The organism is Actinomyces massiliensis 4401292 (assembly GCF_000269805.1).
Classification (GTDB): Bacteria; Actinomycetota; Actinomycetes; order Actinomycetales; family Actinomycetaceae; genus Actinomyces; species Actinomyces massiliensis.
Window position 1 is genome coordinate 1,013,284 of sequence record NZ_JH711481.1, and the last position, 22,452, is coordinate 1,035,735.

At 64.0% G+C, this 22,452-nt stretch carries 19 protein-coding genes; 13 read left to right on the plus strand and 6 right to left on the minus strand.

Annotated features, from left to right (window positions below; all coding sequences use genetic code 11):
* Positions 1-19 precede the first annotated feature (19 nt).
* The 3 genes from efeU to efeB all read left to right on the plus strand — a co-directional run bounded on the left by efeU (position 20) and on the right by efeB (position 3,809).
* On the plus strand, positions 20-880 hold the full coding sequence (gene efeU / locus W5W_RS0104340; RefSeq protein WP_017194488.1) for an iron uptake transporter permease EfeU: 861 nt from the start codon (positions 20-22) through the stop codon (positions 878-880).
* On the plus strand, positions 877-2,208 hold the full coding sequence (gene efeO / locus W5W_RS0104345) for an iron uptake system protein EfeO (protein ID WP_017194489.1): 1,332 nt from the start codon (positions 877-879) through the stop codon (positions 2,206-2,208). The genes efeU and efeO overlap by 4 nt, the downstream gene beginning before the upstream one ends.
* Before the next feature lie 173 nt (positions 2,209-2,381).
* Positions 2,382-3,809 carry an iron uptake transporter deferrochelatase/peroxidase subunit gene (gene efeB, locus W5W_RS0104350; RefSeq protein ID WP_017194490.1) on the plus strand — a complete coding sequence of 476 codons (1,428 nt, stop codon included), beginning with the start codon at positions 2,382-2,384 and terminating at the stop codon, positions 3,807-3,809.
* 119 nt (positions 3,810-3,928) lie between these two features.
* Here efeB and W5W_RS0104355 read toward each other — a convergent pair whose 3' ends face one another.
* The 5 genes from W5W_RS0104355 to W5W_RS0104380 form a co-directional block, all read right to left on the minus strand.
* Positions 3,929-4,642, minus strand: a complete 714-nt coding sequence (locus W5W_RS0104355) for an LppM family (lipo)protein (RefSeq protein WP_017194491.1) — start codon at positions 4,640-4,642, stop codon at positions 3,929-3,931.
* A 98-nt stretch (positions 4,643-4,740) separates the two neighbouring features.
* A complete protein-coding gene (locus W5W_RS0104360; protein ID WP_008729766.1) occupies positions 4,741-5,649 on the minus strand; it encodes an LppM family (lipo)protein in 909 nt (302 codons plus the stop codon).
* A 135-nt stretch (positions 5,650-5,784) separates the two neighbouring features.
* Entirely contained in the window at positions 5,785-6,657 is an 873-nt protein-coding gene (locus tag W5W_RS0104365; protein ID WP_238533247.1) for a hypothetical protein, read from the minus strand.
* Between the two features lie 155 nt (positions 6,658-6,812).
* Positions 6,813-7,694, minus strand: a complete 882-nt coding sequence (locus tag W5W_RS0104370; protein ID WP_017194493.1) for an LppM family (lipo)protein — start codon at positions 7,692-7,694, stop codon at positions 6,813-6,815.
* 572 nt (positions 7,695-8,266) lie between these two features.
* Complete coding sequence (locus tag W5W_RS0104380) at positions 8,267-8,977, minus strand: LppM family (lipo)protein (RefSeq protein ID WP_008729768.1); 711 nt, start codon at positions 8,975-8,977, stop codon at positions 8,267-8,269.
* 197 nt (positions 8,978-9,174) lie between these two features.
* On the opposite strand from W5W_RS0104380, the gene W5W_RS0104385 reads away from it, so the two are divergent.
* Complete coding sequence (locus W5W_RS0104385) at positions 9,175-11,022, plus strand: phosphoenolpyruvate carboxykinase (GTP) (protein WP_017194494.1); 1,848 nt, start codon at positions 9,175-9,177, stop codon at positions 11,020-11,022.
* A gap of 256 nt (positions 11,023-11,278) precedes the next feature.
* On the opposite strand, the gene W5W_RS0104390 is transcribed toward W5W_RS0104385, so the two are convergent.
* Positions 11,279-12,181 carry a DUF559 domain-containing protein gene (locus W5W_RS0104390; protein ID WP_238533248.1) on the minus strand — a complete coding sequence of 301 codons (903 nt, stop codon included), beginning with the start codon at positions 12,179-12,181 and terminating at the stop codon, positions 11,279-11,281.
* Between the two features lie 1,113 nt (positions 12,182-13,294).
* Here W5W_RS0104390 and W5W_RS16030 point away from each other — a divergent pair.
* From W5W_RS16030 to purQ, 9 genes are all read left to right on the plus strand, one after another.
* Positions 13,295-13,624 carry a hypothetical protein gene (locus W5W_RS16030; protein ID WP_154650243.1) on the plus strand — a complete coding sequence of 110 codons (330 nt, stop codon included), beginning with the start codon at positions 13,295-13,297 and terminating at the stop codon, positions 13,622-13,624.
* Positions 13,621-14,679 carry a hypothetical protein gene (locus W5W_RS16035; RefSeq protein WP_154650244.1) on the plus strand — a complete coding sequence of 353 codons (1,059 nt, stop codon included), beginning with the start codon at positions 13,621-13,623 and terminating at the stop codon, positions 14,677-14,679. Before W5W_RS16030 ends, W5W_RS16035 begins: the two co-directional genes overlap by 4 nt.
* A 241-nt stretch (positions 14,680-14,920) precedes the next feature.
* On the plus strand, positions 14,921-16,201 hold the full coding sequence (purD, locus tag W5W_RS0104395; RefSeq protein WP_017194496.1) for a phosphoribosylamine--glycine ligase: 1,281 nt from the start codon (positions 14,921-14,923) through the stop codon (positions 16,199-16,201).
* A 218-nt stretch (positions 16,202-16,419) separates the two neighbouring features.
* Complete coding sequence (locus W5W_RS0104400; protein ID WP_017194497.1) at positions 16,420-17,988, plus strand: hypothetical protein; 1,569 nt, start codon at positions 16,420-16,422, stop codon at positions 17,986-17,988.
* A gap of 221 nt (positions 17,989-18,209) precedes the next feature.
* Entirely contained in the window at positions 18,210-19,121 is a 912-nt protein-coding gene (locus tag W5W_RS0104405; RefSeq protein WP_017194498.1) for a phosphoribosylaminoimidazolesuccinocarboxamide synthase, read from the plus strand.
* A gap of 7 nt (positions 19,122-19,128) precedes the next feature.
* Complete coding sequence (locus tag W5W_RS0104410; protein WP_017194499.1) at positions 19,129-19,779, plus strand: hypothetical protein; 651 nt, start codon at positions 19,129-19,131, stop codon at positions 19,777-19,779.
* Complete coding sequence (locus W5W_RS0104415; RefSeq protein WP_029574072.1) at positions 19,776-20,591, plus strand: hypothetical protein; 816 nt, start codon at positions 19,776-19,778, stop codon at positions 20,589-20,591. Before W5W_RS0104410 ends, W5W_RS0104415 begins: the two co-directional genes overlap by 4 nt.
* A gap of 168 nt (positions 20,592-20,759) precedes the next feature.
* Positions 20,760-21,017, plus strand: coding sequence for a phosphoribosylformylglycinamidine synthase subunit PurS (locus tag W5W_RS0104420; protein ID WP_008730563.1), 258 nt, complete (start codon positions 20,760-20,762; stop codon positions 21,015-21,017).
* Positions 21,014-21,712, plus strand: a complete 699-nt coding sequence (purQ, locus tag W5W_RS0104425) for a phosphoribosylformylglycinamidine synthase subunit PurQ (protein ID WP_017194501.1) — start codon at positions 21,014-21,016, stop codon at positions 21,710-21,712. Before W5W_RS0104420 ends, purQ begins: the two co-directional genes overlap by 4 nt.
* The last annotated feature ends 740 nt before the right edge of the window (positions 21,713-22,452 follow it).

The window sequence follows — 22,452 nt, forward strand, 5'->3', positions numbered from 1 at the left end:
CACTGGTGGAAGCGAGTCCATGTTCCTGGCCAATCTCCTCATCGCACTGCGAGAGAGTCTCGAGGCCGCGCTCGTCGTCGGCATCATCGCCGCCTACCTCGTCAAGGCCGAGCGCCGCGATGTCTTCCCCAAGCTGTGGCTCGGTGTGGGGCTCGCCGCCCTTCTGCCCCTGGCTCTGGGCGCCGTCCTGACCTGGGGCCCCCAGACCCTGACATTCCAGGCCCAGGAGATCATCGGCGGCGTCCTGTCCCTGGTGGCCGTCGGCCTCGTCACCTGGATGATCCTGTGGATGGGGCGCAACTCTCGTGAGCTCAAGGGCGAGATCGGTGACGCCCTGAGCAACGCCCTCGGTGTCGGCTACTCCGGCTGGGGCGTGGTGTGGATCGCGATCGTCGCCGTCGGCCGCGAGGGCATGGAGACCGCCCTGTTCATCTGGGCCACCGTGAAATCCTCCATCGAGAAGAACACGGCCGCCACCACGGCGGGCGTCGTCGTCGGACTCATCCTCGGGGCGGCCCTGGGCTGGGCGATCTACGCCGGAGCGGTGCGCTTCAACCTGTCCCGCTTCTTCACGATCTCGGGATACTTCCTCGTCGTCGTGGCGGCCGGCATCGTCTCCTACGGCGTCGGCGATCTTCAGGAGGCCGGCGTCATCCCCGGCGTCACCAATCACGCCTACAACTTCTCGTCCTTGGTGACCGCCCCCGCCGTCAATTGGCTCTACGCGCTGCTCTCCGCCATGTTCCAGCTCAATGCCAACCCCACGGTCCTCCAGGTCATCGCCTGGTGGGCCTACCTGATCCCCGTGCTCTTCATCTTCTACCGAATCTCCTCTTTCCGTCCGGTCACCTCCTCCTCTACTCGAAAGGCTCAGGCATGACCCGCTCCACTCGACTCCTCGTCGGCGCAACCGTGTTGCCGCTCGCGGGCGCTCTCGCGCTGGCCGGCTGCACGCCCAACACGTCCTCCGGGGGCTCAGGGACCGCCGCTGCGGGCGCCCCCATCGCCGTGACCATCACCGACGACGGCTGCCAGGTGTCCAGCAATTCCTTCCCCTCCGGTGTGGTCACCTTCAACATCACCAACGAGGGCACTGTCCCCAACGAGTTCGAGGTCCTTACCGAGGACCAGCTGCAGATCGTCTCCGAGCGGGAGAACATCGGTCCCGGCTCCAGCGCCGACCTTCAGGTCGCCATGGCCGAGGGCACCTACTACTCCGCCTGCAAGCCCAACATGGTGGGCGACCTCGTCGGCTCGACCCAGCTGACCGTCACCCCGGGCGAGTCCGTCGAGCTGTCCGCCGATGACAAGGAGGCCGAGGACCAGGCCGTCACGAACTACACGTCCTACGTCAAGGATCAGGCCGGTCAGCTCAAGACCGCCACCGAGGAGTTCACCCAGGCCTACGTGTCCGGGGACACCGAGAAGGCCAAGCAGCTCTACCCCCTGGCCCGTCAGCACTACGAGCGCATCGAGCCCAGTGCCGGTGAGAAGTTCGGCATTCAGGAGGCCGGCGACATCGACGCCGCCATCGACGTGCGCATCCAGGACCTGGCCGCTGACGCCGGCAAGGAGGTCACCGATCCCGAGGTGCTGGCCTCGTGGACCGGCTGGCACCGCATTGAGGCCGACCTCTTCTCCGAGGAGGGGTCCCCCTTCAAGTTCTCCTCCGATGAGGACCGCAAGGCATCCGCGGACCAGCTCAACAGCGATACCGACAACCTCTACAAGCTCGTCTACGGCGAGATCGACGCCGCCGGCGGGGGCAAGTTCGAGCTCAGCATCGAGGATGTCGTCACCGGCGCCTCCGACCTGATCAACGAGGTCGCCAGTACGAAGATCGTCGGTGAGGAGGAGACCTTCTCCCACACCGACCTGTACGACTTCCAGGCCAATGTCGAGGGCGCCCGGGTGGCCTACGGCAACGTCAAGGACCTCGTATCCAAGAAGGACCAGGCCCTGGCGGACAAGATCGAGCGCCAGTTCTCCGATGTGGAGAAGCAGATCTCCGACCAGTCCACCGGCGAGACCGACGACGGTGTGACCACCTACAAGTCCTACGAGACCATCGCCACGGTTCAGAAGGACGCCGGCGAGGCGCCCGCCGACAGCGATTACACCGAGGTCCAGAAGAACTTCTCCACGAGCGTCAATGCTCTGGGTAAGTCTCTGGGCGACATCCTCGGCACGGTTCTATCCTCCTCCTGAGGCAGGGCTGGTGGGGCGGGCGGCGCAGGACGTCGCCCGCCCCACTGCGCCTTAGCATGTCTTAAGGTGCCTTCACGTCCCGCCAGTGCAGCAGCTATCAGCAGCTATCAGTAGATATTTCAGTAGATAACAGCAGCCATCACTAGCCATCACTTCAGTGTCAGGAGCTCAGCGTGACCAGCAAGCCGACCTCGCCCGACGACGGCACCACCGACCGCGACCCCGCGGAGCGGGAGACGCCGTCGGAGGAGCCTGCGGAGCAGGCGTCGTCGTCGGGTTCCGCCGCTCCGGAGGCCGGGAAAGGGGGCGGGGCCGTTTCGCGCCGGCGCGTCTTCGGGACTGCGGGCATATCCGCCGCCGTGGCGGGGCTGGCCGGTCTTGCGGGTGGTTATGCGCTGGGTCGTGAGGGTGCCGAGGAGCCCGAGACCGACTCCATCGCCCTGACCTACCCTTTCCGTGGGGATCATCAGGCCGGCATCCTGACACCCGCCCAGGACAACCTCTTCCTCGCGGCCTTCGATGTGGCCCAGGGCGCCTCGGCCGCCGAGCTCAAGGCCCTGCTGACGGACTGGACGACGGCCTCGGAGCAGATGTGCGCGGGGGAGCTGGTGGGGGGCGAGCCCAACGCCAACGAGCAGGCGGCCCCGCGCGACACCGGGGAGACCTGGGGCTACAAGCCCAACGGCCTGACCATCACCTTCGGTTTCGGCGCGAGCCTCTTCGCCGGCCCCGATGGCGAGGATCGCTTCGGGATCAAGGACAAGATGCCGGCCCTCCTGGCCACCGGCATGCCCCGCTACCGGGGCGACCAGCTGCGCGACGAGTGGACCGACGGCGACATCATCGTGCAGGCCTGCTCCAACGACCCCCAGGTCTGCGCGCATGCCGTGCGCAACCTTGCCCGGATCGGCCTGGGCACCACGACCGTGCGCTGGAGCCAGGCGGGCTACGGGCGCACCTCATCGACGTCGATCAAGCAGGAGACTCCCCGCAATCTCTTCGGCTTCAAGGACGGGACCAACAACATCAAGGAGGAGGACCCCGCCAGCGAGCTCAACGAGCACCTGTGGGTCCAGGATGGCGATGACGGCGGCGACTGGCTCTCCGGCGGCTCCTACCTCATGGCTCGGCGCATTCACATGACCGCGGAGATATGGGACAACCTGCGTCTTCGCGAGCAGCAGGAGACCTTCGGGCGCGACAAGCGCTACGGCGCCCCTCTGAGCCATCCGAACCCCACGAGTCCCAAGGACGAGTTCATCCCCGCGGATTATGAGGCGACCGGCGATAACGGCAAGCCGCTCATCCCCACCGACGCCCATATCGCCGTCGTCGCTCCGGAGCAGAACTCCGGGAGGAGAATGCTGCGGCGCTCCTACAACTTCACCGATGGCTACAACACGCTGGGCCTTTTCCAGACCGGGCTCATGTTCATCGCCTTCGTGCGGGACCCGGCCGCCAACTTCTTCCCGATCCTGTCGCGCATGACCCAGAACGACGCCCTGATGGAGTACCTCCAGACCCAGGGGTCGGGCATGTATGTGGTTCCTGCGGGAGTGGGCAAGGCCGACAGCATGATCGGCCAGCGGCTCTTCGAGTGAGGCCTGAACGATCGCTGCTTCTTCGCCCGTAGACGACGGTGAGGCGATGGCGGCCCGGAGCCCCTAAGTCGGGGCTCCGGGCCGCCATCGTGAGTGGAGCGGTGCTGCTGAATGCGTGATCAGTTCTGATTGTGGGAGGAGTGCGGCTGCTGCTCCGGCTCGGCCGATTTCGGCGTGAGGCCGGAGCGCTTCTTCTTGCGCGCTCTCAGTACGACGGCGAGCACGATGCCGATCCCGATCACGGCGGCGACGCCGGCGCCGATGAACCACGCCAGGGGCTGGCTCGGGGAGTCATCGCCCGTGGCCGTGACCGTCGCGTCGCTACCGAGTGCGGTCCAGATAGCACTGTTCCCGTCGGTCTTGCCGCCCGAGTCCGCCTGTGTGGCTTTGCCCGGGAAGTTCACCGTCAGGGTGGCGTCCTTGAAGTCCCCATTCGGCGACGCCGAGAAGGTGAAGCTGCCGTCCTCGTCGTCGTGGCTCAGCGACCAGACGACCATCGAGGTGTCGTCGGGTGAGAGATCTGTCGCTGATATCTTGCATGCCGGCTCCCCATCCTGATCGATCTGCTCGACGGCGGTCGGGACCGCGCTCTCGATGGTGGGGAAGTTCTCCTTCTTGCAGAACTGAGCGAAGTCCTCACCTGACAGGCCGGCGGCCGTGATGGTCTCGACGACGTCGACCGTGTCCTTCTCATGGATCGTGAACTCGTAGTTCACTTTCAGCTGCGGATCCAGCATGTCGGCCGTGGAGGTCGGTGCATTGCAGGTCAGGGTGAGCGCGCATAGGGCGATCGCTGCGGGAGCGGTGCGGAGCGTGCGTGCAAGGGATCTCATGCCCGCAGTTTATGACGCTCTCTGAGTGGGGCAATCCGCCGACTCACCCACGGTTCAGGACGAGCCCAGTACTGGCGGCGTACCCGGCTCAAGTTGGCTTAGTACTGGCCGTTGGGGTTGTAGGGCGGCTGCCCCGGCTGGGTGTAGTCGGGCGCGGGGGCGGGGGCCGCCTGTCCGGGCTGGACGTAGTTGGGCGCCGCCTGACCCGGCTGGGTGTAGACGGGCTGGGTGTAGACGGGCTGCTGCGCCCCGGGCTGTCCAGGCTGGGCGTAACCGGGGGCCATGCCCGGGGCCATCATGGGGGCGCCCGCGTAGACCGGCTGCTGCTTCTTGCGCACAACGAGGAGGTAGTAGGACAGCCCGCCCGCGATTGCCAGGACCACCAGGACGGCGAGGCCGATGATGAGATAGGGCGTGCTGTGGTCGGCCCCCACGGCCTCAATGGTCTTGGTCTCGTCCTCTGCGTGCTTCCATGTGGCGGTATTCCCCGAACGAGTGCCATCGCCGGAGACCCGCGACACCTTGCCCGGGAAGGTTATCGAGACCTCCGCCTTGTCGTAGTACTCGAAGGATGAGTCCCCCGTGTACGTGAATTCGCCGTCATCGTGCTCGATCGTTCCGCCGTTGAAATCATTCTTGAACTGCTTGAGGGTCATCCCCTTTAGTTTCACCGTGCAGGTGTCGTTGCTCGAGTCCATGTCCGCCTGGACTTTAACGTTGGAATCGAAATTCTTCTGGATTTTATCGGCGTCGCAGTCTGACGAGCTGATGGATGAGCTTGTGAGCGAGGCCGTCGCGTCGACGGTGCTCTTCTTGGAGATCTCGGCCTCGAGGCTGAAGGAGGAGCTGAGCGAGGAGTCGGACGTGCTGGTGCCGATCGAGAAGGGCGCGACTGCGGTGGGCGAGGCGGCGGCACGTGGGGTGGCGCCGGAGAAGGCGAAGACGAGAGAGGCCGTGACTGCAGCTGCTGCTGCAGCGAACTGGCGGGGAGAGCGGGGGGCATGCATGGTTCCGCAGTCTACGGGATGGAGGCAGGAGGTTTGTAGCATGGCCGGATTGCTTGCCGTCTCCGTGTGGCCGTATCTGCGGGCGATCTGCGAGGGGTTGAGGGGGTGGTGGAGCATGCGCGGGAGCGCCCGCGTTCAGTCGCGAGTGGTCCGCTCCGAGGGGCCATCGGGCTGAGCGTCGTCTGTCGGCTGCGCTTCTGACTGGTGGGGCTGGATGCGTTCCGGCGGCTCGTACATGGTCGCCGGTGCGGTGTCGGTGGACGGCGCATCCTTCTTCCTGCGCATGACGAGCATGTAGGAGAATGTCGCGCCTGCGACTGCGAGCACTGCCAGTGCGCCGAGCGTGATGGTCTGGAGGGATGAAGGGGCGCCGATGCCTGTGGGAGCCGCAGCACTCTCGGCGCCCCTGGCCTTGAGCGCGACATTCTCCGTTTCGACGTGCTCCCATGTGGCGGTACGTGCGGAAAGCGTTCCATTCCCGGACGCTTGCGTGGCCTTTCCGGGGAAAGTTACCGAGATGTCCAGGTTGTGAATATATTTAGGGATGGGGTAGTTGTACGTGATAGTGCCGTCATTGTGCTCCACCCTTCCGCCATGGAACTCGTTCTCGAATTGCTCCGGCGTCATTCCTTCGATGGTGGCCGTACAGGTTTGAGTATCTGTGCGATGTGTCTTTTTTCCGCTCGTATGAGTCGTGTTTTTATCGCCCGTACTGATATTGACATCCGAGGTGAAGTTCTTCTTGAATGTGTCGGCATCGCAGTGCACTGTGGTCGAGAGGTGGTACGTGGCTTCAACTGAGGCGTCGATAGTACCGTCCTCGGCGATCTCGATGGAGATGAACGTGGAGATCTCTCCCTGGTTGAAAGAACCGATAATAGAGGGTGCCTGAGATGGAGATGGCGATGGATTGAATGTGGGCCTCGTGGGAGTGGGCGAGGGTCCGTTGGGTCTGGGGGATGGGGCGGCGGTGCCGAGAAGAGCGACGGCGATGAGGGCTGCGGCCACGGTCGTCGTGAGCCTGCGGAGGCGATGAGAGACCTTCATGCCTTCGTACATTATGGCCGGTCGCGATTTTTAGGGATGGGCTGAAGTGCCCCATCTATCCTCCGCCTGCGCGACCGTCGTATAGCGAGCTCTCCGCTTCAATTCAGCCTCAGCGTTCAGTAGGGGGCGCCAGGGGAGGACTGCTGTCCCGGCCAAGGCTGGTTCGGCGGGCCGGGCTGTTGTGGTGCGCCCGGCTGGGTGTAGCCGGGTTGCTGTGGGCCTGGCTGTGGCGGGCCCTGCACACCCGGCTGTGGGAAACCGGGGTGAGCCGGTTGGGCGTATCCGGGCTGGGGCATCTGGGGGTGCATCTGAGGGTGGCTGTAAGGGCCGACCGTGCCGGTGCCGAATGGTTCGAGTGATCGCTTCTTCTGCCGGGTCGTCAGTGCAATGGCGAGTATGACGCCGCCTCCGATGAGGATGACAGCGATGACGCCGATGGTGATCCATAGCCAGGGCAGTCCCGGAGAGTCCTTGCCCGTGGCCTCGAGGCTCCCGGTCTCTCTCTCGACGTGCTTCCATGTGGCGGTATTCCCCGAACGAGTGCCATCGCCGGAGACCCGTGAGACCTTGCCCGGGAAGGTTACCGAGACTTCGACGCTGTCGTATGCGAAAGGATCTGATGTATAAGTGAAGGAGCCGTTATCGTGCTCGATATTGCCATTGAAATAGTCGTTGAACTGAGTGATGCTCATATTGGTGATGCTAAACGTGCATACCTTGTTCGCGGAGTCCAGGTCGGCCTGCACGTCGACACTGGAGTCGAAATTAGTGGCGATAAGATCGGCGTCGCAATATGACGAATCCATATAGTCGGCCTCGGCTGTTCCATGCGCATTGACGATGCTGCTCTTGGTGACCTCGATGGAGACGGTGTAAGAGGTTTGCGAAGGAGTCTTCGCGCGGGCCGCGGGTGAGAATCCGACTGCCCCGATGGCGACCATGGCGAGGGTCGTGACGGCTGCGAGGCGGTGCAGACTGGTGAGGAGGGGAGGACGCATGTCGGTGAGCCTATGAACAAGAGGGCGGAATCGCTGTAGATGAGTAGATGATAGGCGATTCGGTGATTCAGTGGCTCGCCGCCTCGGAGGCCCCCTGTCAGGCGCCGCTGATCCTGGGTGGTCGCCGCAGCGCTGCGGGTGGGCGTGGGTGGGCGCCGGCAGTGCTTCAGCGCCGGCTGTGCCGCTGTCGATGCTGCCCGACTGCTGACCGGCTTCTGCCCGGATTAACTACTGATCAGGGTGAACGGTATTCGGCGCCGATTGGCCCGCCGAAGCGCCTGATCCGGATTCCTTCTTGCGGGATCTCGATATGAAGGCAAACGCGATGCCGCCTCCGATGGCGATCACGCAGAGGACGACCATGAGGACGATGATATGCAGCAACATCATGGCGCAAACGATACGGATCGGCGGGCTCGCAAGGAGCCCGGTGAGCCGGGGAAGTTTATGGGCAGTTCATGGACGAGCCACCCGAAACCGTTCGCGCGGGCTTCGGAATGCCTGCGCCAGGACCGATCTCGGTGCGGAAGTGGACCGATCTCGACGCGGAGTGCGACCGATCTCGGTGCGGATTACGACCGATCTCGGCGTCGGCGTCGGCGCAGGATGATCGCCGCGCCCACCGCGAGTCCGGCGAGCACCGCAACCGCCACGAGCCCGGCGATCCACAGCCCGAAGCGGTCGATGAAGCTCAATCCCTCGTTCGGCGTCGCGTAGCCCGACGCGGTGACACCGTTGACGAGACTGTCGGCGCCGTCCCAGGTGGCGGTGCGCCCCGAGATGCTCCCGCCGCCGGCGTCGATGACCGCGCCCGGGAAGGTGACCGACAGGTGGGCGTCGGTGCCGATCGGCTCGGATGTGGAGGCGGCGCCATCGGGGTCCCCGGCGCCGGTATCGATGGGGGCGAGAGTGACGATGTAGCGGTCGCCGTCGCGCGAGACGAGCGGGACGGTGCCGGCGGCCTCGGCCTCATCGGCGTCGGGGATCTTGACGGCCGTAACCTTGACCTCGCAGCCGACCCCCTCCTCGTCGTCGGCCGAGCCGATGCGGGTGGATGTGACGTCGGCGCCCTCCGAGGCGCCCACGAGAGACGGATCCGCGTAGTCTTGGCAATCGGTGTCCTCGGTCAGCAGCGAACCGGTCGTGTCGCGCATGACGAGAGTGGCGTCGTAGGTGTCGGAGGCGTCGATGGTCATGTCCATGTTGGCGGTGCAGGCGGACAGGCCGAGCGACGCGGTCGCGACCAGGGCGGCGATCTGGGCGGTGCGGCGTCGGATCTTCACACCAGCGACGCTACACGTGACGCCATATGACGCCACACCGAACCATGAGGAGCCAGATGTGTCCGGAAACACGGGGCGGATGTGGCGGATGTGGTGAATGTGACATCGGTGGGACCTAAGGGGCGTGACCGGGGATGGGCCGTTGGGAGAGGATTGGAGGCGACAGCATGAGTCACAAGCCAAGGAGAGGGACTTACATGACTGTGTCTGAGAAGGATGTGCGCGCGGCCGCACCGGCCAACGCCCCCGAGGACGTCATCGAGTTCGCCGTCCGCCTCGCCGAGCTCGGTAAGCCCGAGAACGTCTACTTCTGCGATGGCTCCGAGGAGGAGTGGGACCGCCTGACCTCCGAGATGGTCGAGTCGGGCATGTTCACCCGCCTCAACCCGGACAAGCGGCCCAACTCCTTCCTCGCCCGTTCGCTGCCCAGCGACGTCGCCCGTGTCGAGTCCCGCACCTTCATCTGCTCCGAGAAGGAGGAGGACGCCGGCCCGACCAACAACTGGTACGACCCGGCGGAGATGAAGAAGATCCTCCACGAGAAGTTCGACGGCACCTACAAGGGCCGCACGATGTACGTCATCCCCTTCTCCATGGGCCCGCTGGGCGGTCCGATCTCCCAGTTGGGCATTGAGATCACGGACTCGCCCTACGTCGTGGTCAACATGCGCATCATGACCCGCATGGGCGCCGCCGCCATGGACCTGATCAACGAGGGCCGCCCGTGGGTACCGGCCGTCCACTCCGTGGGCGCGCCGCTGGCCGAGGGCGAGAAGGACACCGCCTGGCCCTGCAACGACGAGAAGTACATCACCCACTTCCCCGAGACCAACGAGATCTGGTCCTACGGCTCGGGTTACGGCGGCAACGCGCTGCTGGGCAAGAAGTGTTACGCGCTGCGCATCGCCTCCACGATGGCCCGCCGCGACGGCTGGATGGCCGAGCACATGCTCATCCTGCGCCTGACCGATGAGAAGACCGGCAAGCAGTACCACGTCACCGCCGCCTTCCCGTCCGCCTGCGGCAAGACCAACCTCGCCATGCTCCAGCCCACCATCCCGGGCTACAAGGTCGAGACCATCGGTGACGACATCGCCTGGATGCGCCCCGGCCCCGACGGCCGCCTGCGCGCCATCAACCCCGAGGCCGGCTTCTTCGGCGTCGCCCCCGGCACCTCCTACGACACCAACCCGATGGCCATGGACACCATGAAGTCCAACACCATCTTCACCAACGTCGCCCTGACCGACGACGGCGACGTGTGGTGGGAGGGCATCGACGCCCCGCTGCCCGAGCACCTCATCGACTGGCAGGGCAACGACTACACCCCGGCCGACGCTGCCGAGGGCAAGAAGGCCGCCCACCCCAACAGCCGCTTCACCACCCCGGCGTCGCAGTGCCCGATCATCTGCCCCGACTGGGAGGCGCCCGAGGGCGTGGCCGTCGATGCGATCCTCTTCGGCGGCCGCCGCGCCACCAACGTGCCGCTCGTGGCCGAGCAGTACGAGAACGCCCACGGCGTGTTCATCGGCGCCTCCGTGGCCTCCGAGGTCACCGCCGCCGCCCTGGATGCCAAGGTCGGTTCGCTGCGCCACGACCCCATGGCCATGCTGCCCTTCTGCGGCTACCACATGGCCGACTACTGGGCCCACTGGCTGGAGATGCAGGACGAGCTGGGCGACAAGTTCCCCAAGGTCTACCAGGTCAACTGGTTCCGCAAGGACGAGGATGGCAAGTTCATCTGGCCCGGCTACGGCGAGAACTCCCGCGTGCTTGACTGGATCGTGCGCCGTGCCGCCGGTGAGGCCGACGCCGTGGACGGCGTGACCGGCCGCTACCCCAAGTTCGAGGAATTCAACCTCGAGGGCCTCGACCTGGGCGAGGACGAGTGGGCCAAGATGTACGACATCGATCCCGAGGCCTGGGCTGCCGAGATGGACGGGACCGAGGAGTACTTCGCCCAGTTCGGCGACAAGCTCCCCCAGGCCATCAAGGACCAGCTTGCCACGTTCCGCGAGCGGATCGCCGAGGCCAAGAAGGCCTGATAGGCCTGAGCCCATGAGGGCTGGCTCTCCGATCCGGCTGACCGCCTGATCGGGCCGGCCCGAGCCTCGGGCCGCGAGCCGATAACGGCGCCCGGTTGCCCCTGCGGCGACTGGGCGCCGTCGTCTATCTCGAGTCGACTTTCCGGCCCTCATCGGTCCCCGTCCGGGCCGTTGTGTCACAGATCGGGACAAACAACGATGCGCCGCCGAATACTGCGAGGTAAAACGTTGGAATGAAGCGGTTTCTAATCGCGGTTCAGCGTACGAAAGCGCTATTTGTCCCGGTTTTGGACATGTTGAGCCCTGCGAGGCGGCTCCGGGCGTGCAGAAGCTCTGGCACCTCCAGGGCGATTCGCCTCGCCTTGACATCCTGACGGGTGAATCGGGCTACGCGGTAGCCCTGACGGATCAGCTCGCGATCGCGGCGACGATCAAGCCCGAATTGGAATTCGTCCTCGTGGTAGGTGTAGCCGTCGAGCTCCAGAACCAGCCATCCGTTCGCGACGATATCGACCTCCCCCACATGCGGGATCATCACGCCGTCTTCGAAGGGAACTCCTGCTTCGTGCAGCTGAAGACGCGCGAGCGTCTCCAACGGGGAGCGGGCTCGAGGGCTGGCGAGCGCAAGACGCTCGAGGGCGAGTTTCGAATCAGGACCGCGCAGCAGCGCGTTGACGTCGGCTGCCAAGATGTGCTCCTGGCGAAGCGCGGCGTCGCAAGCCATGAGCGGCGCGGCCGTGCTCCGGCTGCAGCGCAGGTAGCGTGCAAGCGCGAGTGCGATAGGTGCGACAGGATATTCGGTCGGTGTCGGCAGCTCCAGCGATCGCTCGACGTGCAGTGTCTCCCGGCTGATGGGCGCGAAGCCCTCGCGGTGCGGAACGGCGAGGTGGACGTGCTGACCGCGCTCGGGATGCGGGTAACCGTAGTATTCGGCTGCCTGTTGACAGGTGATGACGCCGCCGTGGATGCGGGCCAGGACCACGGGAGGGTCTGTCCGCGGCAGACTCACCACGCCGTGCGGGTGGGCCGCCAGCTCGCCGGCTTCCACGAGGCGCTTGAGATGTCGCCTTTCGGTGCGGGTGAGGTTGAGGTCTCGCACTCGGACTGCTCCATAGCAGCCGCGCACGCAGGCAAGAATTTCATCGTCTATGACGCTCATGCATGTCATGATGCGTGTCGCTCTTTTTCATGGTCGGCCACCTCGAAGGGCCTGTGGAAAACACTACTGATTCCTGATGCAGAGCGGTCTTGTGGAGCCTGGTAAGCGTACATAGGTTCGAGTGAGTGGTCTGTTGAGCATTTTTTGGACAGTGGGTCGCTTGATGCTATGTGGATAGGGGTGAAAGCTTGGTTCCAGGCTGCTTGTTCTGCGAGGCGGTGTTCCTGTTCAATCTTGATGGGGCTGCGGTACCTCAGGGCTGAGCAGAGACGTATGCGACCGTATTCCAGTTCGATCCAGGAGGTAATATCCCGGATCTCCTTACCCCGAGTTGGGGTACCACTATCCGATTGGCTCTCGTATTTTATTCTTCAGGGTAAGGGTGGACGACTCTGTCCAGGTTTTATCCGAGCATGCCCCGTCTTGTCAGTGGAAGCGGATGCTGTATTCAATTGTGGGGCCATTCGGAATTTTACTGGCGGACCCTGGTCCGAATGAAAGATGGTCTCCTCTCTTCTGCGGGGCATTAGCGCGCGGCCATTCTTTTCTTTGCTGTACGGATTTCAATGATTCCGGTCCTATCCGGACATCATATCTTGAACTGGCTATTTTCAGGTAGTAGCACGTCAGGGGCAAGGCGTAGGACTTCGCGAGTGCCGCGGTGGGCTAGTCCTTCCAGATCGCCTTGAAGACCACTCGTTCCTTGAACTCGCTACTGAAACTCCGCGCCACCATGAGTCAATCTCAACTCGCTTTTGAACGCATTTTCTCTGACGCCGCCCGAGAAGCATCAAGCACTCTAGACTTTCTCAGGACGTGCGGTATAGTGTTCATATGTCACATGATTCCCTGGAGATGACACATTCCGATCGTTGTTCGTGCCCCTATTGCCAGACTGCGTCTATGCATTCATGTGGCGAGAGGCAATCATGTGAGCCTGTAGTTAGAAGAGGCGATTCTCAAGAAGATCATCTGAAGATAGATGACATGCGGCAGAATGAGAATCACAGTGAATATAGAACATATTCAGAGACGAAGCCCGTAGTCGCATCGCCGGCGAAAATGTTTCGTATAGCCTTACTTTCCTCTTTATCTGTGTTTATAAGCTTCGTTATGATCGGCACCCTAGTTGCCTACGGTAAAGATGGCTTAAACTCGGGAGGAGTAGCAGCTTTCATTAAACAAATAGCCGATCATAATTTCAGGAACTCTGTACTTAGCGTGCAAGCAATCGTAGCGAGTGTGGATGTGGCGCTCGTGGTGATATCTTGGAAAAAGTTCGGACGTCCAGAGGACGGAGAGCCAATCCAGCTTCGTATCTGGTTGAGCAGGGTTCTTGAAGACGCTCGACGAGAGACGGCTACCGCGTTCATCATGATTATTCTGGCGATGGTTACTGGAGGCCTTTTTTCTCGTATTAGGCTAGCATTCTCGGTCAGATGAGCGCCGGTGGGCTAGTCGGTGGCGATTCCATCATTGGAGCTGCTCTGGTTGCTGTCTTTATTGCGATCGCGGTACTTCCTTCGATTGTGCGAGTAAGTGGTAACGAGACTTTGAGTGGATATGCGAGCCTCGTGAAATCTGTCACCTGCTTGCCTCGGAGGAGAATTGAAGTGTTTCAATATGCGCGAGACAAGGTTGCCATGTCAAAGTGGAAAAAGTTTGGGTGGCTGGTATATCTTTGGGTGGCGTGTACGTTGCCTACGGTGCTCTCCTGGGGAATCCTGATGTGGGAGAAGTGGGGTTCATTGACATTGCTGCTTCTGATCACCTTATTGCTAGTAATGGGGGCCCTTGCGGGTGCGGTCATATACTGGACCTTTGCGTTTGTGAGTAGCGCCGTCCGTGAAGATTATCTTCGCACTTTTTGCTTAGGCTTAATTTTGGTCTTTGACGCTATTGTGCTCATTTCTTTTGGGTGTCTTTCTTGGGCTTTCTGGCGAGACGAATATATTACTATCGGAGAGGCGTTTGGAGTCTTCTTCGGGAGTGTTTATTGGGTTCTTCTGTTCTTGTTGTTTACGATATTCTGGTGGCGCGTACCGATACTTCATAGACTTGGTAGAATGTACTACACAAAAGCAATCGATGACCTTATTGAGGAGTATAAGGAAAGTTCTGAACTGGCGGGATCGGCGTACGTTCAGTCTAAATACTCTGGCTATCTTGAGGATATGGAGGCGATAGCTAGTGTCCTTGCTCCTGAATCTGCGATCATCCATAGAGTTGGCGGGAGAGGGGGTCGTTTAAGGTCTAGGAGATGGTGGCGGCGATGCTTTACGAAGTGGTGGGATCTTTGTGCAGAAATAAAAGTTCCCGCAGAGTGGGGTTCTCCTGCATTGACGCAGGATGCTCTGGATAAGAATCTGCGAAGGCGGCTTGAACAAGATTTCGGAGTCACCTTTTGCGGAAGTGGAGGAGCGGTTTCGGAACCGGGGAAGATAATCCGACTGCTCAATCCTGCAGATGCGTGGCATATGCGCAGTGCGCTGGAGTGAGTGATAGACGTTTAGTGTGCTTTCCAGCATGGGTGGCAGTGAGCGTATGTCGTCGAGAATCATGTTCGCCAGCCGAATCCGGCCCGCCACTGAACCGATTTCGGTGCGAAGTACGACCGATCTCGAGCCGGAGATTGACCGATCTCAGCGCGGAACTCGACCGATCTCGGTGAGGTCGCTGCATGAAACGTGCAAAACTGCTGAGAGCGCACGTAGAGGGACATCCCGGTAGGGTTGAGACGTGAAGATCTTGCTTCTCGGTGCAGGCGCGCGAGAGCACGCCTTGGCTCGTTGCCTCGCCTCCGCCCCAGCCACCAGTGAACTCGTCGTCGCTCCCGGTAACCCGGGGACCGCTGCGATCGCCACCAATCTCGCCATCGACCCGGCCAGTCCCGTGGAGGTCGTCGAGCTCGCCACACAGATGGATGCCGACCTCGTCGTCGTCGGCCCGGAGGCCCCGCTCGTGGCGGGCGTGGCCGACGCTGTGCGCGAGGCCGGCATCCCCGTCTTCGGCCCCGGAGCCGAGGCCGCCCGCCTCGAGGGCTCCAAGGCCTTCGCCAAGGACGTCATGGCGGCCGCGGGCGTGCCCACCGCCGAGGCGGTCGCGTGCACCACGGAGGAGGAGCTGTCGGCGGCCCTTGATCGCTTCGGAGCGCCATACGTGGTCAAGGACGACGGCTTGGCCGCCGGCAAGGGCGTGGTCGTCACCTCCGACCGTGCCGCCGCCATGGACCACGGCATGGCCTGCCTGGCCAAGGAGCGGGAGCAGCTGCAGCCCGATGCGCCCGAGAGCGCCGTCCTCGTCGAGGAATACCTCGACGGCCCGGAGGCCTCCATGTTCTGCGTGTGCGACGGCGCCACCGCCCGCCCGCTGGCCCCCGCCCAGGACTTCAAGCGCCTGGCCGACGGCGACGCCGGCCCCAACACCGGCGGCATGGGCGCATACTCGCCGCTGACCTGGGCTCCCGAGGATCTGGCCGAGCAGGTCGTGCGCGACATCGCCCAGCCCGTCGTCGATGAGATGGCCCGGCGCGGCACCGCCTTTATCGGCCTGCTCTACTGCGGGCTGGCACTGACCGGCAACGGCCTGCGCGTGGTCGAGTTCAATGTGCGCTTCGGCGACCCTGAGACCCAGGCCGTCCTGGCGCGCCTGACCTCCTCCCTGCCCGACCTGCTCCACAGCGCCGCCACCGGGCGTCTCACCGAGGCGCCCGAACCGACATGGTCCGAGCAGGCCGCCGTCGACGTCGTCCTGGCCGCCCCCGGCTACCCCGGCACCGTGACCACCGGCGGGAGCATTACCGGCATTGAGGAGGCCGAGGCCCTGCCCGACGTTCACGTCCTGCATGCCGGCACCGGCCTCGACGACGACGGCCACCTGATCGCCTCCGGCGGGCGCGTGCTGTCCGTGGTGGCGCTCGCGCCGAGCGTGGCGGAGGCCCGCGCTCGCGCCTATGAGGCGATCGAGCGGATCAACCTCGACGGCGCCCAGTACCGCACCGACATCGCCGCCGAGCACTGAGCCGGGAGGTGGTCGCGCCGGAACAGCGCCGACGGTAAGCCGCGAAGATCTCTCCGCCCAACTCGCTCGGCGCTCCGGATCTGGTGCGGTGAGGCTGCTCGGGCTAGCCGCGTCTCAGTGTCTCCTTGGGGATCGTCAAGGTATTTCTCGAGCGATTCTGACCGTCACGCATGCGCTGGCCGTGAGAAGAATTTCGGTGCCGGCGTTATGGTGGATGCATGTGCGACACGGAAGTGGGCAATAACGAGGGCGAGCCCCATGGTGGGGCGAAGAGCGAGATGCGTCCGTTCATGGGGCGAGAAGTGGCGCCGAGAAAAGAGGCTCGCGTCTCCTTTAATATCGGCTGGATCTCGGTCATGGTGCTGCTGTGCGCTTTCCTCTACGTATGGATCCGCTTCGGTTTTGGGGATTCCCTGAAAACGCCGGACGAGTTCTCGATGGAAAAGTTTTTGAAGGTAGCCAAGGGTGGCAATTTCCCTGTGAATAATTATACTGCCTCGCTGGTGGCATTCGTCTCGGGATTCGCCGCCCTGGCTCTGACCCTGGCGATGCGGGCGTGGGTCCATCGTGAGATCCCAGAGCAGGACCGGCATTGGGGGCCGTGGTTGAGGAGAGTCATTGACGAGGCTCATCGCGAAAAGGTCACACGTGTCCTTCTGGTCATCTTGGCTGTCGCCTGCGGAGAGGCCGTCATTGCGAACGGCTACTACCTGTGGAAGAAGGGGGTTCGCGACGACAGCGCGATTCTAATGATCTTCCTCGTAATCTTCTATATCGTCGTAGCGTCCCTGCCGGCGGTCGTCAGTGGCAGTGAAAATGTGGGAATTAGTGGCTACGCCTATGCTTTACAGCGTGTCGCCAGGATCGAAAGCTATGCGTACTCGCTTCCTGTCGAGTTCGGAATTTCGCAGCGGGAAGGCGTGTATGAGCGCAAGCGGGTTCGTGGCGACCCTCATTCGGATCGAGGAAAACTATGCGGCGCTACTGACGCATTTAAAAGAATTCTCGGCCTGGAGTCGTGGTTCTCGTGGAGATCGTTGGCTCAGTTTGCTCTTGTGGCTCTCCCTGGGTTTGGCTTTATTGTGGTTGGTCTGCTTGCCGGTGCGATATGGGGGCGCGGGGGGATCGTATTACTTTTCGTTCTCGCGGGAATTTTGACCCTCGCTAATTCTCTATTTTCTGAATGCCTTCGTGGTCAGATTTTCTCAGCTGCTGTTGATGGATATCGCGGAGGCGGGTCGGTTCCCAGTTTGCGGATGTCGGGTTTCTTGGTAGTGCTGTGGATTCTTGTGTGGGAGCTTACTGAAGGCTCTCTGGTGATGACTTTCTATGCAGCTGGTGTGAATCTTCTATCAGCGTCAGGATGGTGGCCTTGGATCTTGGCGATACAATTCATCCTGACTGTGGTCGTGCCGTTGGTCTGGGGCGTCCTGGTGTGGAATACTGTAAGGGCTCGGAGGCCAGCCTTCCATCTTTCTCATTTTCGTCGGGTCGTCTTGGAGAAGTGCGATCGCAATGTTGAGTTGTTCGAGGAGTTCGATCCCATCGAAAGTGAAGTAGATTGGAGAGACCTGGCTGTGGTCGCGAACTTGGTTGCCGCCAACGAGCTATATGTCGAGCGACGTGTTTCTTCGCCGCCGTGGTATCGCTGCCTGTTCGGCAAGAGGTGCAGGCGGGCAGAAAATCATAAGACTGATCTACGTATCGGGCTGAGAGATCTCGTGGAAGGCGCGTTGAAGCATCCGCTTCCGAAGGTTCAGGTTGATCGCTCCTCCGGAGGTAGCTGATTCTTCAGAAAACGCTGTTCAGCTTCTTTGTATATGTCTGGAAGAAGGGTATTCGAATTGATGGTGTCTCTGCGGCAGTACTGAGGACGGGTCATATTGCGGACTGGCGTGATCATGCGATGGGAGCATGACGCGCGTGATATGCGTCGTCCCATTATTGGCGCCGGTCTAATCCTGCTCGCAGTGGGGCGAGCTCCCGCGCCCGGTGGCAAGATGGATGCATGACCGCTTCCGCCCTGCCCCCGGCCCCCGAGATCCCCGGCTGGATGCACCACTCCAGCGGCAAGGTCCGCGATGCCTACATTCCCGCTCCCGATGGTCCCTGGGCCGGGCAGAACGTTCTCCTCGTCGTCGCCTCGGACCGCATCAGCGCCTACGACCACATCCTGGCCACTCCTATCCCGGACAAGGGCAAGGTGCTCACGGCCCTGAGCGCCTGGTGGTTCGAGCAGCTCGCCGACATCATCCCCAACCACCTCGTCAGTCTCGACGTCCCCGCAGCTGTTGCCGGCCGCGCGATGGTGTGCCGTCGCCTGACCATGTACCCCGTCGAGTGCGTGGCCCGCGGCTACCTCACCGGTTCGGGCCTGGTCGAATACCGCGAGAACCAGTCCGTGTGCGGCATCCCCCTGCTGGGAGGACTCAGGGAGGCGTCAAGGCTCGCGGATCCGATCTTCACCCCCGCCGCGAAGGCCGCACTCGGCGACCATGACGAGAACGTCTCCTTCGAACGGGTCGCCGACATGGTCGGCCCTCAGGCAGCGGCCTCGCTGCGGGACGCCACCCTTGACCTGTACTCGCGGGCCGCCGACATCGCGCGCGAGCGCGGCATCATCCTGGCCGACACCAAGTTCGAGTTCGGCGCCGGCCCGGACGGCGAACTCGTTCTGGGCGATGAGGTCCTGACCCCGGATTCCTCTCGCTTCTGGCCCGCCGACCAGTGGACACCCGGGCGAGTCACCCCCTCCTTCGATAAGCAGTACGTGCGCGACTGGCTCACCTCGCCCGCCTCCGGCTGGGACCGCTCCTCGGGACAGGAGCCGCCCGCCCTGCCCGCAGACGTCGTCGAGCGCACCCGGGCCCGCTATCTGGAGGCGTACGAGCACTTGACCGGTACACCGCTGGCGGTGTGAGGCTCCGATGGTCTCTCCCGGCTCCGCGGATCAGATGGGCCAGACCGCCTCGCAACCGAAGATTGCGCGGGCTTTCCGCCCCGGTCCGGGGTTCGTCGTCCTCCTCGTCGTCGCTGCTCTGGTCATCGTGTTGGCGCTTGCGGCGGCCATCGCAGCAGCGCTCGGCGCCCATGGAGTCTCCGGCATCCTGGGAGGCCTCGCGCTGGTGCTGGTCGGCGGGGGCCTGCTCGCCACGCTGCGCGTGCCGGCTCGCTCCCTCGTCGTCAATGCGCCCCGCCTGCGGCTGGAGCGCAATCGTGCGCGCGTGGCCCGGCGCCGCGCCCGCGGCAGCGCTGAGGACGGGCGGGCCGCCTCCGTCGAGCAACAGGGGGCGGCGCCTCCCGGGCGCGACCTCGCCGTCCCTTTGACAGTCCCCGGCACCGACATCGCCATCCCGGAATCCACCGGCCGACGAGAGCTGACCGCTCTCGATACCGCCTCCGGCCCGTTCTCGGCCGCGTTAGCGGCCACCGCGATCGGACGGGCGGCGGACGAGCGCCTGGCCGGGACGACGACGGGGGAGGCCCTCGCCCGCGTGGCGCAGCTGTTGGCCGGATCTTTCGGATTCCTCCTGGTGGCGCTGGGGATGGCCTCCATTCTGCGGCAGGTGCTCTCATGACGCCGCCACTGGGCCGGGACCGGCGCCCGCCGTCCGAGCGCGGCCCCGTCGACTGGGGAGTGGGGCGCGGTGCCGCGGCAGGCGGGCCGACGCCGGGGCAGCGGGCGAGAACCCCCTGGCCGGTGGCCGTGCGGCGACAGCGCCTGGCGGGGATCGCCTTCGCCCTGATCGGGCTGGCCCTGGCGACCTGGTCGGCGATGAATCTGGCGACCAACGCCGAGGCCGGACGCCTGTGGATCCCGCCATGGCTCGTCGTGGTCCTGATGGGGGCGGGACTCGTCTCCGCCGCCGGGTACCTGGCATGGGCCGGCGGCACCGCGGTGCGCGGAGAGGCCGAACGCTGGACGCCGACCGTCCTGGACGCGGCCGCCGGCCTGACCGTGGGGACGGTCGACGTCACCGATACCCGACGCCTTCTGGCCGCTTCCGATGACGCCGCAGCACGCCAGTCACTGCCCGCCGCTGAACACGTCGAGCACGCCGAGCGCGAGGGCCGGGGGCGGGGCCGCCAGGACGGCCGGGGAGGGCCGGGCAGCCTGAGCGGGTCGGGCGGTTCGAGCGGCCCGGATTCGCCGCGGGTGGCGCTGGACTCCGGGCCGAAGCCGATCATGGGCAGCTCGACCCTCGACCAGTCCGTGCACGCTCCCGCGGGCGTGGCCGGCGCCGTCGGCGGATTCATGCTTGCGGCGGCAGTCGTGTGCGCGATTCTCGCCCTAGCGCTCGGCCCGGTGTGGCTGCTGGGCACGGTGTCTCTGGCGATCGGGGGTGTCCTGGCCATGCGCCTGGCCGGCGACTGGCTCGGGTACGCCTGACGGACGGGGAGCGCCCCTGGCGGAGCGCGGGCGCGCTGTCCCGGATACCGGAGTGCGGCCGGCCATCCCGGCGGACGGGGCTGCTCGGACGCAGCGCCGGCCTACCGGGTATTCTGCGTTCCGGACGCTCTCCACCCCGCACTCTCCACCCCGTATCCAGGAGGACCGATGGGACGCATCGTCGTCGAGGTCATGCCCAAGCCGGAGATCCTTGACCCCCAGGGCAAGGCAGTCGTGGGGAGTCTCCCGCGCCTCGGATTCGATCAGTTCACCGGCGTGCGCCAGGGCCGTCGTTTCGAGCTGACCGTCGACGGCCCGGTCACCGATGCCCACCTCGCCGCTGCCGCCGAGGCCGCCTCGACGCTCCTGTCCAACCCGATCATCGAGGACGTCGTCTCCGTGCGCGCCGATGAGGAGACCCGATGACTCGCATCGGCGTCATCACCTTCCCCGGCACTCTCGACGACGTCGACGCCGCTCGCGCCGTGCATCTGGCCGGCGCCGAGCCCGTGGCCCTGTGGCACAAGGACGCCGACCTCAAGGGCGTCGATGCCGTGGTCGTCCCCGGGGGCTTCTCCTACGGCGACTATCTGCGCTGCGGCGCCATCGCCCGATTCGCCCCCGTCATGAACGAGGTGGTGGAGGCGGCGGGCAAGGGCATGCCCGTACTCGGCATCTGCAACGGCTTCCAGATTCTGGCCGAGGCGCACCTGCTGCCCGGAGCGCTCCTGCGCAACGACCACCAGAAGTTCGTCTGCCGCGAGCAGCGCCTGCGCGTCGAATCGACGACGACGGCCTGGACCGGCCTGTTCGAGGAGGGCGAGGCGATCACCGTTCCGCTCAAGAACATGGAGGGCAACTTCATCGCCGCCCCCCAGGAGCTCGACCGCCTCGAGGGCGAGGGCCTTGTCGTCTTCCGGTACGTCGGCTGGAACCCCAACGGATCCGCCCGCGACATAGCCGGTGTGCGCAATGAGCGCGGAAACGTCGTCGGGCTCATGCCGCACCCCGAGCACGCCGTCGAGCCCGGTTTCGGGCCCGACTCCGCCGCGGGTCCGCGCACCGGCGTGGACGGCCTACGGCTCTTCCAGTCCGCCATCAGCTCGCTGGTGGGCGCCTGACGCCCGAGGTCTGCTGAGGCCGACGCCTCCTGACGTCTGCGGGGCCTGTGCGCCCCCGTGCGTTGGGGTGTGCTGTCCGTGGGCGGCATCAGTCCGCGTGGGGCGGGCGTTCCCCTCGTGCGTCAGGGTGTGTTGCCGCCAGGTGCGCCTATGACTGTGAATGGCGCCCCCTACCTTGTGGAGAACCTTCCGGGGCTGTGGGTAACTGTGGACAACGGGGGAGAGACGCCTTTGCCGTCGGCGAACGACGGAGGTGCCGGTGTGCTGACGCAGAGTCGCCGAAGATCACGATTGGATAACAGCAAAAGCGCGCTGTGGAGCGGATTTTCTCTCGCCTCGTTACGTCCGACAAGCGGATCGGCGCATACTACCAACGATTTGACGGCGGTGGCATTGCGAGTTAGAGGGATGCGGAGTGGCGCGCTGGTCGATTGGAAAGTCACCCACTGTGGTTTATGTGTCTGTCCATCGAGTGTCAGTGGCGACAGCTGCGTGGCGATGCCGCTCGGCGTTCAATGTGCACAAGCCTGTGGATACAACGTGTGGATAACGGTCTCGTCGTCGAGGCGGCAGTATCGACGGAGGTTTCTCTTCATGCGTCGAGATGGACATTTTGGGATGAGACCGACGGTGCCACCGTCGGTCTCATCCCAAAATGTCCATCTCGTCAGGGTGTCGGGCGGGCTCGAGTGGGCTGTGAGGGGAGCCTCTCCCGTCCGCCGCGATCGTCAGACTCCGCA